The organism is Ignavibacteriales bacterium (assembly GCA_016700155.1).
Taxonomy (GTDB): Bacteria; Bacteroidota; Ignavibacteria; order Ignavibacteriales; family Ignavibacteriaceae.
The window spans coordinates 2,492,059-2,507,452 of the sequence record CP065001.1 but is presented as its reverse complement, the minus strand read 5'-3'; the positions used below and the strand labels follow the sequence as shown (position 1 = coordinate 2,507,452).

General features: G+C 37.6%; 8 protein-coding genes and 2 tRNA genes. 2 read left to right on the top strand and 8 right to left on the bottom strand.

Going from position 1 to position 15,394, the window contains the following annotated elements; translation table 11 throughout:
• Nucleotides 1-331 precede the first annotated feature (331 nt).
• Nucleotides 332-4,831, top strand: coding sequence for a T9SS type A sorting domain-containing protein (locus tag IPM56_10655; protein QQS34721.1), 4,500 nt, complete (start codon nucleotides 332-334; stop codon nucleotides 4,829-4,831).
• Between the two features lie 58 nt (nucleotides 4,832-4,889).
• Here IPM56_10655 and IPM56_10650 read toward each other — a convergent pair whose 3' ends face one another.
• From IPM56_10650 to IPM56_10615, 8 genes are all read right to left on the bottom strand, one after another.
• Nucleotides 4,890-5,222 (bottom strand): energy transducer TonB, encoded by a 333-nt coding sequence (locus IPM56_10650; GenBank protein QQS34720.1) that lies wholly within the window; start codon nucleotides 5,220-5,222, stop codon nucleotides 4,890-4,892.
• Between the two features lie 452 nt (nucleotides 5,223-5,674).
• Entirely contained in the window at nucleotides 5,675-6,397 is a 723-nt protein-coding gene (locus tag IPM56_10645; protein QQS34719.1) for a hypothetical protein, read from the bottom strand.
• Between the two features lie 126 nt (nucleotides 6,398-6,523).
• The gene (locus IPM56_10640; GenBank protein ID QQS34718.1) at nucleotides 6,524-8,086 is read right to left on the bottom strand and encodes an OmpA family protein; all 1,563 of its coding nucleotides are present in this window, start codon (nucleotides 8,084-8,086) and stop codon (nucleotides 6,524-6,526) included.
• A gap of 196 nt (nucleotides 8,087-8,282) precedes the next feature.
• A complete protein-coding gene (locus tag IPM56_10635) occupies nucleotides 8,283-8,552 on the bottom strand; it encodes a hypothetical protein (protein ID QQS34717.1) in 270 nt (89 codons plus the stop codon).
• Nucleotides 8,553-8,619: 67 nt separating this feature from the next.
• Nucleotides 8,620-8,694: transfer RNA gene (locus IPM56_10630), tRNA-Val, on the bottom strand.
• Between the two features lie 99 nt (nucleotides 8,695-8,793).
• Entirely contained in the window at nucleotides 8,794-10,434 is a 1,641-nt protein-coding gene (locus tag IPM56_10625) for an OmpA family protein (protein QQS34716.1), read from the bottom strand.
• 257 nt (nucleotides 10,435-10,691) lie between these two features.
• Nucleotides 10,692-10,764, bottom strand: a tRNA-Gly gene (locus IPM56_10620).
• Between the two features lie 62 nt (nucleotides 10,765-10,826).
• Nucleotides 10,827-14,441 carry a multifunctional oxoglutarate decarboxylase/oxoglutarate dehydrogenase thiamine pyrophosphate-binding subunit/dihydrolipoyllysine-residue succinyltransferase subunit gene (locus IPM56_10615; GenBank protein QQS34715.1) on the bottom strand — a complete coding sequence of 1,205 codons (3,615 nt, stop codon included), beginning with the start codon at nucleotides 14,439-14,441 and terminating at the stop codon, nucleotides 10,827-10,829.
• 292 nt (nucleotides 14,442-14,733) lie between these two features.
• Here IPM56_10615 and pdxH point away from each other — a divergent pair, with 292 nt between their 5' ends.
• Nucleotides 14,734-15,381, top strand: coding sequence for a pyridoxamine 5'-phosphate oxidase (pdxH, locus tag IPM56_10610; GenBank protein ID QQS34714.1), 648 nt, complete (start codon nucleotides 14,734-14,736; stop codon nucleotides 15,379-15,381).
• Nucleotides 15,382-15,394 lie beyond the last annotated feature (13 nt).

Here is a 15,394-nt window from a genome sequence, read left to right as displayed (position 1 = left end):
ATTGTGAACATTCTTTTCAAATAATTTTTATCAACGGTTTTTGATTTTGTGTAATAACAAAAAATTTTTTCAGTTGGTCATTTTTATCGGGGAATATTTTGATTCATTTTTTTCTGAATAAAAATCCGCAAAAAGACTTTGATATTATACCGGTTGATACTAACCACTCTCTCTGTCAATCCAAATCTTTTCTGAATTCTTTAAATAGTTTATTTGTACAGTGTGATTTAATCGAAATAAATTTTGATATCCAGAATTTTAATAACAACATTACAGGAAAGAACAGTCGGTACAAGTAAATAACTTAATACCAAAACGTAAGGAGAACTTTATGAAAACCAGGTTACTTGAGTGCGGTATCTTGACAATGTTTTTAGTTTTCACATTGGGTAGTTCGTTTTTATTTTCTCAACCTATTACCGGTACTAAAACCATACCGGGTGATTACGCAACAATTGAATCAGCTATATCAGCATTGAACACAAATGGTGTTGGTGCAGGCGGAGTTGTTTTTAATGTTGCGGCAGGACACACAGAAACATTCACAACCCCGACTGCAGGAACATTATTAGCTAACGGAACATCAACTGATCAAATCACCTTCCAGAAATCCGGTGTTGGTGTTAATCCACTAATTACTGCAGCATTAAATGGAACAGGCAATGCAGATGGTATAATAAAAATTGCCGGAGGTGATTATATAACATTCAGTGGAATCGACGTTCAGGAGAATGCTGGTAATACGGATGCAACAACATGGATGGAGTGGGGTTATGCATTAGTCAAAAAAAATGCTGCAGCACCTTTTGATGGATGCCGGTTTGTAGTAATTAGGAATTCGAATATTACACTCAACCAGGCACATACAACTTCTGTCGGTATTTATTCGGGTAATCATACAGCAACATCAACCAGCGGGTTAACATTGACTGATACACTGGATGCAATGAGCTATTGCAGCTTTTATGGAAATTCAGTCGGCAATGTTCATGTTGGTATAAGCCTTAATGGTTCAACACTTGCGGCTTACTACGATCAATTCAATGAAATTGGAAATTCTTCAACCGGAAATGTTATCACAAATTACGGAGGAAGCAGTTCAACCAGCCGGGGTATATATGCACAATATCAGAACAATCTTAAGATTGCAAACAACTCTTTGAATGGCGGCAGTCTTTCACACACAGGATCTCTTTATGGTATTTCAACCGGCTCAGCAACAAATGCAAATCTTGATATTTTCAGGAATAGCATAACACTTACTTCGGGTGGAACTTCTGCAATCATGTATGCTTTAACAAATTCGATTGGAAGTTCTGGTGTAGATAATACTGTTAACATTTATGATAATACAATTGAGAACTGTACCCAACCTAACGCTTCAGGGAACAGTTGGTGGTTGATTTATCAGTTATCCAGTCCCGCGAATGCAAATATTTATGGTAACACAATAAGAAATAATTCAAGAGCTGCAGGAACTGTTTACGGAATTAATAGTTCAGGTGGTGCTAATAATCATATTTACAACAATGAAATTTACAATAACTCCTGCGGCGGTGTTATTTACGGAGTTTATGTAACAAATGATAATGCTAGTATTTATGGAAATAAAATTTATGACATCAGGTCAACCAGTTCATCTACTACACTTACTGTTGCAGGAATAGCAGTTGCAACGGGACCAACCAGTGCTTATATCTATAATAATTTTATTTCAGATCTAAAATCTCCGAACTGTACATCTGCCGATGCAATCAGAGGAATCGGAATCACAAGCACTACTGCTAATTCCAATATCGGTGTTTATTATAATACAGTTTTTCTTACTGCGTTTGCCGGAGGCGGCAACTTTGGTACAAGCGGCATCTATCATACCAACAGTTCGACTTCAACAAGCAGTACTCTTGATATGAGAAATAATATTGTTGTCAACTTGTCAACCGCAAACGGTACCGGAAAAACAAGTGCATTCAGAAGAAGTGCCGCTAACGTAAATCTTAGTAACTATTCAACTGTTTCAAATAATAATTCATTTTATGCCGGAACCCCGGGTGTGAGCAATGTGATTTTTTATGATGGTACAAATTATGACGAAACAATCGGCGACTTTAAAACAAGAGTCGCACCGAGGGAAACAAATTCGTTCACTGAAAATGTTCCGTTTGTAAATAACTCAACTGCGCCTTATAATCTTCATGTACGGACAGATCTGCCTACTCAAACAGAAGGAACAGGTACGCCTGTAAGTACACCGGTTATAGTGACAAATGATATCGACAATGAGGTAAGAAATGCTTTAACACCGGATGTTGGAGCAGATGAGTTTAATGGGATTGGTTCAGATATAACTCCGCCTTTTATAAGTTACACTCCGCTCGTTCATACAACATTACTAACGAACAGAGTGTTAACAGGTGTTGTGATTACTGATGGAAGTGGTATCAACACTACGAGTGGAACATCGCCGCGTATTTACTACAAGCGTGCATCAGATAATAATACAGTTGTTGATAATACATCTTCAACCAACGGATGGAAGTACACACAAACTTCGGGTACTTCATCTCCGTTTGATTTTACGATTGACTACTCACTTTTATTTGGCGGGACCGGAGTACAAAGCGGGGATACAATACAATACTTTGTTGTTGCTCAGGATCTTGCAAACCCGGCTAATGTTGGAATTTCAGAAGGAACTTTTGCAGTAACACCTACTTCAGTTAATTTGACAGCGGCAGCATTCCCGCTTACCGGTACAATAAATGAATATAGGCTTATCTATTTATTGAATGGAACTGTGACGATAGGCAGCGGCGGTGATTTCACAAGCCTGACCGGATCAAATGGATTTTTTACAGCAGTAAATGAAAATATTCTTACCGGCAATGTTAATGCTCAAATTATCAGTGATATAAATGAACCCGGCGCAGTCGCGTTGAATCAATGGGTTGAGCAGGGAACAGGAAATTATACATTGACTATTCAACCTTCTTCTGCTGTGATGAGAACGTTATCTGGTTCATCATCATTGCCCGGACTTATCACCATCAACGGTGCTGACAGGGTTGTGATAGACGGAAGGTTCAGCGGGAACGGCAATTTCCTTACTTTCCAGAATACAAATGCTGCGGCAAATACGACTTGCATACATGTTGTAAGTCTTGGTGCCGGTGCCGGAGCCACTGATGTAACAATCAGAAATTGTAATATCAAAGCAGGAACAAATTCTCTTTCAAATGTATTCGGAATATTTGTCGGCGCTACTACACTTACTACTTCAAGCAGCGGCGGTGCAGATAATCATAATCTGATTTTACAAAATAATATTGTGTCTTCTGCAAGAGTTGGAATTTTTGTAAGAGGAACTTCATCCAACCTGCTAAACAATTTGGTTGTAACAGGCAATTCAGTTGGTTCGAACAACTCAGCAGAATATATCACCGAATATGGAATTAATATCCAGGCAGCAGCAGCACCGCAAGTGACTTTTAATGAAGTATATAATATTGTTTACGATGTTAGCAAGTGGGGTATTTATTTCGGTTCCAATGTATCAAATGCAATTGTAAGTAAGAATAAAGTGCACTCAATTGATCAGCCCGGAACTTCAGGATTCAATTCGGTGGGAATTTATTTCGCATCAGCAACAGGATGTTCAGATAACCAGATAGATAATAATATGATCTATAACCTGAATACCTACGGAAATGTTTCCATGTATCTTGTAGGAATAAGAATCGTAGGCGGAAACAATTATAAGATTTATTATAACTCTGTTAGTATGACAGGAACAATTGCAAATCCTTCTGCCGGAATGGTATCGTCATGCCTTTACATATCAACAGCAACTACAGGTGCAGATATTAGAAATAATATCTTCCTCAATACAAGAACCGGTATGGATCCAAAAAATTATTTAATTCATTCACCTAACTCAACGACATTTACTCATCTTGATAATAATGCTTATTGGAATACAGGGAATACATTTGGATTCTTCGGTTCGGATATTGCCTCCTTTAATGATTGGAAAATAGCAATCGGGCAGGATACAATTTCTGTCAATGCTAATCCGATGTTTGTCAGTTCAACCGATCTTCATATTAACGCCGGAATGACGCCTACTCTTCTTGAATCAGCAGGCGCTGTTATTCCCGGCGTTACAACAGACTTTGATGGTGATGTAAGACCGGGCCCTGCTGGTTCTGTGAACGGAGGCGCCTTTGCACCGGATCTTGGTGCTGACGAATTTGACGGAGTACCGGTTATTGTTCCTGTAGAATTAAATTCATTTACATTAAAGTTAATCGGCAGAGATGTTAATCTTGCCTGGGTAACCTCAAGTGAAGTTAACAACCGCGGATTTTATGTCGAGCGAAATAATGGGGAAGGCTATACATCGCTTGGGTTTGTTGAAGGCAAAGGAACATATACCGGTTCAACCAAATATTCATTTACTGATAAAAAGGTTGAAGTCGGCTCCTACCAGTACAGGTTAAAACAAGTTGATTATGATGGATCGTTAGCATACTCGGAAATTCTGCAAACAGAAGTTACAGTTCCCGATGTTTATGCGTTAGAGCAAAACTATCCGAACCCATTCAACCCAAGTACAGTTATTCGGTTCTCATTGCCTGAAGATGTATCGAACGTAACAGTAACCATATACAATGCTTTGGGTCAGAGAATAACTGAGCTTGTTAATTCAAAACTCGAAGCAGGTCAGTATGAATTTGAATGGAATGCAAGTAACCTGGCAAGTGGTTTATACATATACGAACTGAGAACAGAAAAATTTAGTTCAGTTAAGAAAATGATGTTGATGAAGTAAGTTAGAAGTTATTAAAAGAGGCTGCCGGAAATAGCCGGCAGCCTTTTTTATTTTAAATCTATCGAAGTTTAAAAGCTATCGGGATATTGATCCTGACATTTACAGGTTTACCTCTCTGCAGTCCTGGTTTAAATAAAGTTGTTCTTACAGCTTCAAGTGAAATCTGATCGAGGTCCTCAATAAGTCCGACTGCTACTTTTGCTTCTTTCACAATTCCATCTTTACCAATAACAGCCTCGATGATAACCCTTCCTTCAATTCCAACCTTTCTGGCAAACTCGGTGTAATGAACTTTCTTTTGGAGTTCAACCATACCACCGATTGGTTCGGGTAATTCCTCACTCCAAAAAAACACATATTCATCTTCCTCTTCAACAACACGATGTGTCATCTGTCTGTCCGGAGGATTACCAATTTGTTCATTATAATCGGGTACTGTTTCTTCGAAGACAATATCCTCAGGCTCACTATCAGTACTGATAACAGGTACCGTAGGTCTGTTTATTTGCGGTGGTAACTGGTTTTGCTGAGTTTGAGGTGTAAGAAGAATATCTATTGGTCCGTCTGTATTGTCTTTTTTAATTAACTCAACGGTTTTATGCGGATGAATTTGAACGCAGCTATCAGCATTACTAGGACAATTACAACTGAAAGTTCCATATAAAGTCGGTACTTGCCCTTAAGATCTGCCTTTTTTGTTTTATGGACTAACATATGTGCCTCCCGTTAATAGTCAGTTAAAAAGAATTGATTAACTAAATCTTATACGGAAGGGAGGTTATAAAGTTCCCGGATTTATTTTGAATAAAATTCTGTAAAGATATTGTGAGGAGTTACAAGCAATCAGACGCTATCAGCAACACCAACACTTGCAAGCGACTGCTCAATTATTGTTACAAGCTGAGTGCTGTTAAAAGGTTTTGTGAAATAGAAACTAACTCCAGCCGTCTTACTTTTTCTTTGAATAAAAGGGGAGTTAAGAGACTCAGTTATAAATGAGATAACAGGTTTGTTATAAGTTGATTTGATATGTTCAATTAATTTAAGAGTCTTCATCATTCTTTTACGAGGTGAAGTTTTTAATTCAGGGAAGCGGTAAAACTGCGTATTGTTTATTCCGATAAAAAATATGTCATAATCATATCTTTTGGAAAGCGTTAACATCTCCTCAGCATGAGTAACAACATCAACTCTTATTTCATAGCCGCTGCTGAACTCATCCTCTATTTCATCTGTAAGGAAATTTGTAAACACATCATCCATATCACAAATAAGCATAGAAACCTCACGCTTGCCGGAGGTCCACTTGGATGAATTATAAAGTTTTCTTGCGGCGGGAATTAAAAAATTATATGAGATCAGCTTATCAATCTGTTCATTAGACAAATTAAGTGATTTTTTTAATTTCACTGATTCAGATGTCCACTTGACAATTTTATTTCTTAGCCAGCCGGCTAAATCTTCCTGCCACAATCCGAGATCAAAGATTTTATCATTGATCCATTTTTCGGCAGTATAAATATCGTTTATATCTTTAAATCTAATTTCTTTTTCAATAATCATCATTATAAGCCCCTGTTACAGATTATTAATCGAAAGTTTTTGGCGAATATTTAGGCTTGGCAGCAGAATTTTCGAAGATAAAAAAAATGCCCCTCGAAGAGGGGCATTGAATACATATATCAGATTGAATTACTTGACTCTGCGGAATTCAATTCTTCTGTTCTTCTGTTTGTTTTCCGGAGTATCATTTGGAGCGATTGGTTTAGCTTCGCCATAACCAACTGCTGTAATTCTTTCAGGAGCAACACCCTGTCTTACTAACCAGTCACGTACTGAATTAGCCCTTGCTTCTGAAAGTTTCTGATTGCTCTTGTCGCTGCCGACATTATCTGTATGACCGCCTATTTCAACGGTAATTTCAGGATAAGTTGTCATCGTTTTAAGAGCTTTACGTAAAGTGTTTTCTGACTCAGGAGTAATGTCAGCTTTACCTGTAGCGAATGTAATGCCTTCAAGTACGATTGGTACATTGATCTTAACAACGTCATCTTCAGGATCACGTGGATTTGTACCTCTCTGAACTTCAACGAAATCATTAACAGTACCACCGTCGGTATCAACATTCAGCGGGTTAGTGCTGTGCATATTGATTTCTTCACCGTCACTCAAACCATCACCGTCGGAATCCGGATTCAACGGATCGGTTTTGTGAATTTTCATTTCGTCGTTATCATTCAAACCATCACCGTCGGTATCAGCTTTTAACGGATCGGTTTTGTGTTTCATCACTTCGTCACCATCGTATAATCCTTCACCGTCTGTATCAACTTTCAATGGATTGGTCATATACTTGGTTACTTCTTCGCCGTCCTTCAAGCCGTCACCATCAGTATCAGCTTTATTCGGATCGGTTTTGTGTTTCATCACTTCGTCACCGTCAGTAAGACCATCACCGTCTGTATCTTTATTCAGAGGATTGGTCATGTACTTATTAACTTCTTCGCCGTCTTTCAAACCATCGCCATCTGTATCAGGATTCATAGGATCAGTTCCCAATTCTTTTTCTTCTCTTGTTGTTAAACCGTCCATATCATCATCACTTAATCCTGTTCCGCCAACGAATACCAAACCTAAACCTAGGTTGTAGTAACCGTCATTAACGGTACCTTCATCGTAAGCATCAATATTATTGTAATAGTTGATGTCATCACTGAAGGTATAATTGTAACCACCACTGATTTCAAGCAGTACTGATTCAGAAAGTTTGAAATCAAGACCAAGACCTGCGGGGATATATGCTGACCATCCATCAGCTTTTGATTCTTTTGGTGATGGTACTGTTGTTTGAGTTTTGGTATCAAACATCAACGCGCCAAAACCTGCATAGGCAAAAAGATCAGCGCCGGTCCAGTTAAAAGGACTGAGGACAAATCGGAAGTCAACAGGTAAAATTGTTGTTTCCCATTTCTGTAAAAGAAAATCCTGACCAGCTAAAGAACCATATCCGGCACCAACTTCAGCCTCAAGAGCTTTTGCTATTTCGAAGCGAAGGAAAAGTCTGCCAAGGTATGAGAATTCATATTTTGAATCATCCGGAGCTTCTGATTTGTCGAATTCTGTATCAGGAAGTAATCCGTTAAACTGAACACCGAACTTTGTTTTGTAATCGTTGAACTGTGCGTTTACCGGTATAGTTAGTATGCACACTAAGGCAACAACTACAACAGAAATCAATAGTCGGCTTTTTTTCATAACGTAGTCTCCTCTATAAATGAATGAATATGTAATTGAAACTGCAGTAATCTAAGCGAACAAAAGATCTGTAAAAATTATATCGAATAATCGGGCAACTAACACTTAAAATATAAAAAAACTTAATATTAAAAAGAATTGTCAGGCAATATTAGTTTAATTATTTATCGGCTGATATTCAGAGTCAAAATAAGAGCTAGTATGCTGTCTCCGTTACCTGGTCAGCTTTAAAAGGAAATTTGAAGTAATAATGATAATTGTCTTCGGAAAAGATTTTATCCCTGGTAAGAAAATATTTTTCTATACGGGATTTTTCTTTTACATCCGGGAGGTAAAGCAAATACAAACCTTCTTCAAGTTGATATTTGGGAAGTCTGATTTTTTTATGAGAGACAAGATAAGCCATATCCAGAAGTACCTTGCGCGTGATAAGGTTGTCCTCTTTTCGTAAATAAATCGTTCTCATTTCAAAACCGGATAAATAAAAAAATATTGATGTTGTTTCAAAAAAAAAGCCGCAGGTACGGCTTGTGTGGGGGCTGAAGGAGTCGAACCTCCGACCCTCTGCTTGTAAGGCAGATGCTCTGAACCAACTGAGCTAAGCCCCCGAAATCATTTTATATAAGAACTATGTCAAATTTGACGGTCAAATATCCGACAAAAAAATTAATATTCCAACGATGTAAAATAAAATTCCTGAGAATTTTTTATTTGATTCTTACAAACTCAACTCTTCTATTAATTTTTTTATTTTCTTCTGAGTTGTTGGGAACTATCGGATTACTTTCTCCGAATCCTACCGCTGTAATTCTTTCAGGACTTATACCGTATAATACCAACCACGCCTTTACAGCTTCAGCTCTTTTCTGAGATAGTATCTGGTTTGCGACTTCTGAGCCGACATTGTCAGTATGTCCGCCTATCAAAACAGATATTTCAGGATAGATAATTAATGTTCTTAACGCGAACTGAAGTGTTGCTGCTGATTCCGGAGTTATATCCGCTCGTTGTTTCGCGAATGTTATTCCATCCAGAACAATAGGGACATTAATTTTTATTACATCATCATCTGCATCGTTCGGATCAGTTCCTCTCTTGATCTCAGCATAGTCGCCAACAGACCCATTATCAGAATCTGAATTCATAGGATTTGTTTTATGAGTATTGATCTCATCAAAATCATTAACTGAATCTCCGTCTGAATCACCATCTAAAGGATTGGTTTTGTGAATCATTATTTCATCGAAGTCAAGAAGACCATCACCATCAGTATCCGGATTTGTAGGATTTGTTTTATAAACCATCACTTCAAGACTGTCGTTTAATTTATCTTCATCTGAATCTATCATCAATGGGTTTGAATGAAATGTTTTTATTTCATCACCATCAGTTAAACCATCTTTATCTGTATCATTCATAACGGGGTCAGTTTTTTGTTTTGATACTTCTTCAAAATCACTCAAGCCGTCATTATCGGTATCAGGTTTATTCGGGTCTGTAAAAAACTGATTTACTTCATCTCCGTCTTTTATACCATCACCGTCGGTATCATCACTTAAAGGATTTGACAAATATTTTTTTACTTCATCACCGTCATTTAATCCGTCGCGGTCTGTATCAGCAGTTTCGGGATCAGTTCCTATTTCTTTTTCTTCCCGGTTTGTAAGCCCGTCTTTATCGTTGTCACCCATTCCGGCTCCACTCACAAAAATTATACTTACTCCTCCCTGAACAAAGCCGTCATTACTTGTTGCATCAGTGTACGCATCAATGTTGTTATAAAAATTAATATCATCACTGAACGTATGATTGTAAGCACCCGAAAATTCTATTATCTGATTTTCAGAAAGTCTGATCCCGAATAAAACACCAAATGGAACATACCCGGTCCATCCACTGATTCTTGAAACCTTTGGGCTCACCGATAATGGTTTATGTTTTACTGTCCAGTTGAGAATTCCTCCTCCGGCAAATACTGCAATGTCTATGTATTTAATTTTCAGGGGACTGGCAATCAGCCTTACATCTATTGGAAGTAAGTTGGTGGTCCACAAATGTAAGTCAGGATCAAGATCGTACCCGTTGAGTTTGCCGTATCCAATACCAACTTCTGCTTCAAGAAATGTTCTGGAAATTTCAAACCTCATAAAAAATCTTCCCATAAATGAAGGCTCATAGGTAGATCCTTTAGGTGCCTTGTCACCATCAAATTCAGTATTTGGAACTAATCCGTTTATCTGTATCCCGAATTTTCTTTTGTAATCATTAAACTGGCACTCAGCATTATTTGGGACAACCGTAAAAATCAGTATCAGTTGGCAGATAAACAGAAGCAGTCTGTTATGCATATGAATTACTCACTATTATGAGATTATTAAAAATTATGAGACAAGCCGTAATTCTGTGACTACACTAAAACGAATGCGTTTTTCTTATAATTTATTGACGAAAATTATTTCCGGTTTGCCGGGATAAATCAGTAGTACCCCATCTGTATTATTTTTAAACGAGACGAACGATTTCATAAAGGAAAAAACGAATTCTACAATCCTCATTTATAATCGTTTCATTTCCTATGCCAGACAGGCTTGATTGTGGAATTGAGAGCGAGCGACGGGGTTCGAACCCGCGACATTCAGCTTGGGAAGCTGACACTCTACCAACTGAGTTACGCTCGCATTAAATGTATGAACTTGTACAACACAAACTTAAATAAGCAAGCATTGTTTAGCAACCGGATTTATTGAAATGATTTCTCAACAAGTTCCAATTGTTGCTGATTGGAAATTTTTGCTGACCCAACAGCAGGGCTCGCACTTTCCGGTCGTCCTGAATAACTAAGTCTTTGCGAAGGCAGCATATCTTCAATTATTCTATTTGAAAGAAAAGTCCAGGCTCCCATATTTTTTGGTTCTTCCTGAACCCAAACTACTTTATCTGAATTTTTATATGATGACAAAATATTTTTCATTTTGTCATGATGATACGGGTAGATCTGTTCAACTCTTACAATTGCTGTGTCAGAGATTCCTTTTGACTTTCTGTATTTGATAAGATCGTAATAAACTTTTCCAGTTGTAAGTATAACTCTCTTAATCGAATCTTTATCCTTAATTGAATTGTCATCGATCAGTTCATGAAACTTTCCTGATAAGAATTCTTCTTTAGGAGATTTTGCTTCAGGCAAACGAAGTGTACTTTTCGGTGCCATTATCACAAGAGGTTTTTGCATTGCATTTTTAATCTGTCTTCTCAAAACATGAAAATACTGTGCTGGTGTTGTAAGATTACAAACCTGCATATTGTTCTCGGCACATAGAATTAAAAATCTTTCTAACCTCGCACTTGAATGTTCCGGTCCCTGTCCTTCAAACCCATGTGGAAGCAGCATAACAACACTGTTGGGAAGTTTCCATTTTTCATAAGACGCTACGATGAAATTATCAATTATTATCTGCGCGCCGTTTGCAAAATCACCGAACTGAGCTTCCCATAAAACCAGCGCTAAAGGATCAGCAATACTGTAGCCGTACTCAAAGCCAAGAACTGCTGCTTCAGAAAGAAAACTATCAAGGGCTTCAATTGTTGCTTGTTTGTTTGAAAGGAAATTCAATGGCATATATTCATCACCCGTTGAAATATCGGTGAATGCAAGATGCCTTTGAGAGAATGTTCCGCGAACACTGTCCTGACCGCTTAATCTGACAGGAGTACCTTCAAGCAATAAACTTCCGAAAGCGATTGATTCAGCAAATGCCCAGTCAGCATCATCTTTTCCTGACAGAAGTGCTTTTCGTTTTTCGAGGAACTTTGAAAGTTTTGGATGACCTTTGAATTCTGCAGGCAATTGTGTTATACCGTCAACTACAGTATTTAAAGTTTGCTCATCGATATTAGTTCTATTCTCAGGCTTGACCGAAGCCATCTTTTCTTTTGATACTGCAAGAGGAACATCGGCATTAAACGAAGCACTCTTTCTTTTTATTTTATCGAAAGCGTCACTCAAAAGATTATTAACTTCCTCATTCATCTTATTAATTTCATCAGCAGTAAGCACGTTCTGCTTCAGTAATGAATCAGAATAAATCTGTCTAACAGAAGCATGATTTTTTATTTTTTCATAAAGAAGCGGTTGAGTAAAGCCCGGTTCATCGCCTTCATTATGACCGTGACGTCTGTAGCCGAACAGATCGATAACAACATCCTTCTTAAATATCTGTCGATACTCAAATGCAAGTTTTGTAACCCAGAGTGAAGCTTCAGGATCATCACCATTAACATGGAAGATCGGAGCCTGAATCATCTTTGCAACATCTGTTGCATAAACTGATGAGCGCGCATCTTCCGGTGTTGTAGTAAATCCTATTTGATTATTAATAATGATGTGAACTGTTCCGCCGGTTCTGTATCCTTTCAACTGGGAAAGGTTTAATGTCTCAGCAACTACACCTTGTCCTGCGAATGCTGCATCACCATGAATTAAAAGAGGCATAATTTTTTTACGTTCTTTGTCCCCGAGTCTTGTTTGTTTCGCGCGAACAACTCCTTCAACAACAGGGTTAACCCATTCAAGGTGACTCGGGTTTGATGCAACGGAAATCGTTATCATATTACCGTTGATGGTTTTATATCTGCCGGTAGCTCCGAGATGATATTTAACATCACCGGAACCTTCAATTGAATCAGGATCGCGGATATCTTCAAACTCTGAAAAAATAGAGTCATAAGATTTGCCGATAATATTTGCAAGCACATTCAAACGACCCCTGTGAGCCATTCCGAGGACAACTTCATGAATGTCATGTTCGCTCGCTTCGTTCAATAAAAAGTCGAGAACAGGAATTATTGTTTCTGAGCCTTCAAGTGAAAATCTTTTATGTCCTATAAACCTGTTGTGTATGAAATGTTCAAAAGATTCTGCTTTAATAAGTTTGTTGAGTATTCTCTTTTTTAATTGAACATCAAACGATGGAGTATTTTTAACAGGTTCCATTTTACTTTGCAGCCAGAATTTTTCTGCGGGGTTCTGGATGTGCATATACTCAACACCGATTTTATCACAATAAGTTTTTTGCAGTATGTCGAGTATCTCTCTTAAGGTTGCTGTTTTTAATCCGCTGAAACCACCCGTTATGAAATACCTGTCAAGATCCCAGATTGTAAGTTTGAATGTCGATGGATCAAGTTCAGCATGGTAATGAATTTTTTCACTAAGCGGATCAAGGTTTGCGAGTAAGTGTCCGCGGACTCTATAAAGATTAATTAACTGAAGAACTTTTGATTGTTTTTCAATTTCTTCCGTGTTGCCGGAATTTTCAAACACTCCCGGTTGATAATCTGTTTTCCATGTATGCGGTTTTGACGGAATGTTAAGTGATTCAAAAATTTCTTCATAAAAATTCTTTTCACCTAAAAGCAGATCATTAATTTCTTTCAAGAAGAAACCCGACTCAGCACCCTGAATAATGCGGTGATCATAAGTGCTTGTGATCGTCATCACCTTACTTACGCCAAGAGTTGAAATTGTTGAAGGCGACATTGCCTGGTACTCGGCGGAATACTGAATTGCCCCGGTTGCAATTATAGCTCCCTGACCAATCATCAGTCTTGGTATTGAAGCAACAGTTCCTATTGTTCCGGGGTTTGTCAGAGTAATTGTGGTTCCTAAAAATTCATTTGGATCTATTAAACCTTTACGCGAACGTGTTACAAGGTCTTCATAAATATTCCAGAACTCTTTAAATGATTTTTCATTCGCATTTTTAATGTTAGGGACAATAAGAGAACGCGATCCGTCTTTCTTTTCAATATCAATGGCAAGTCCCAGGTTGACTGCTTTACGTTTTATAACTCCCGGTTTTCCATTTACAAAACTGAAAGCATTGTTCATTGCCGCGTTAAGAGTAATCGCTTTTAAAATCGCCCAGCTAATAATATGAGTAAAGGAAACTTTTCCCTGGTTTTTCTTTTTTAAAAACTGGTTAATGAGTATCCTGTTTTCTTCGAGAAGCTTTACAGCAATAGTCCGTTGTGAAGTAGCAACAGGAATAGATAAGCTGTTCGTCATATTATCAAGAATGCGTGCTGTGCTTCCGGCTATAACCTGGAAATCATCGTTAGCTTCGGGTACCGGCAAGTTTAAATTCTGCGGTTGAGTTATTGTTTGTGAAGGTCTTTCCGTATTGCCGTTATCTTTTGATTTACCGCTTACATTGCCAAAAAAATTCTGCCATTGTTCAGGAACCTGATTAGGTTTATCCTGGTATTGTTCATAAAGATATTCAACGAACCACGTATTAGCGCCGAACTTTTCCAAATCTTCTTTTTGTTTTTTAGTCAAATCACTAGCTTTCATTGATTCCGGGGGATTAAGGTTTTGAAAATTATTGCTTAAATTATAAAAGAAATTAAAAAATTCATAATAAGATGACGATAAGATCAATCAATAAAAATGATATTCCGATTAAACCTGAGTGGTGTCTTAATTTCACAATCAGTCATCCCGAACTTGTTTCGGGATCTGTTAAATTGAAGAGATTCTGAAATAATCCGCCGCGGCGGACAGAATGACTATTTGTAATTTTAATCTTAAAGTGAAATTAGACACTGCTTAAACCCTGAACTATTTTGCCTGGAAAAAATTAATTATGAAAAATAATTCTGAGCTTGCTGCAATGAGAAGAAATTATTCTTTAAAAGAACTGGATGAATCCACAGTAAACCCGGACCCTTTTATTCAATTCGAGCTTTGGTTTAATGAAGCAGTCAGTTCAGAAATTTTAGAAGCGAACGCAATGATTTTGGCAACTGTTTCATCTGACTCTAAACCAACTGCAAGAACAGTACTGTTAAAGGGATTTGATAAAACCGGATTTACTTTCTTCACAAATTATGAAAGCAAAAAAGCAAAAGACATAATGGTAAATCCAAACGTATCACTTTTATTTTTGTGGAAGGAATTAGAACGACAAGTAAGAATTAATGGAAGTGTTATAAAAGTTTCTGAAGAGGAATCAAAAAAATATTTTGAAAGCAGACCTCTTGACAGCAGGATTGGAGCGTGGGCATCGGCACAAAGCAGTAAGATTGTTGACCGAAAATATCTTGAAGAAAAATTTGAATTCTATAAACAAAAATTTTCTGATGGAAACATTCCGCTCTCGCCAAACTGGGGAGGTTACAAAGTTATTCCCGATTATTTCGAATTCTGGCAGGGAAGAGAGAACAGGCTTCATGACAGGATATGTTATGAAGTTAAGGAAAGTGTTTGGAAGATTTATAGACTATCGCCATAGCAGTTGAATAAAA

Coding starts and splice junctions, on each gene's coding strand:
- IPM56_10655 (QQS34721.1), top strand. CDS start 332: ATGAAAACCAGGTTACTTGAGTGCGGTATCTTGACAATGTTTTTAGTT.
- IPM56_10650 (QQS34720.1), bottom strand. CDS start 5,222: ATGACACATCGTGTTGTTGAAGAGGAAGATGAATATGTGTTTTTTTGG.
- IPM56_10645 (QQS34719.1), bottom strand. CDS start 6,397: ATGATGATTATTGAAAAAGAAATTAGATTTAAAGATATAAACGATATT.
- IPM56_10640 (QQS34718.1), bottom strand. CDS start 8,086: ATGAAAAAAAGCCGACTATTGATTTCTGTTGTAGTTGTTGCCTTAGTG.
- IPM56_10635 (QQS34717.1), bottom strand. CDS start 8,552: ATGAGAACGATTTATTTACGAAAAGAGGACAACCTTATCACGCGCAAG.
- IPM56_10625 (QQS34716.1), bottom strand. CDS start 10,434: ATGCATAACAGACTGCTTCTGTTTATCTGCCAACTGATACTGATTTTT.
- IPM56_10615 (QQS34715.1), bottom strand. CDS start 14,441: ATGAAAGCTAGTGATTTGACTAAAAAACAAAAAGAAGATTTGGAAAAG.
- pdxH (QQS34714.1), top strand. CDS start 14,734: ATGAAAAATAATTCTGAGCTTGCTGCAATGAGAAGAAATTATTCTTTA.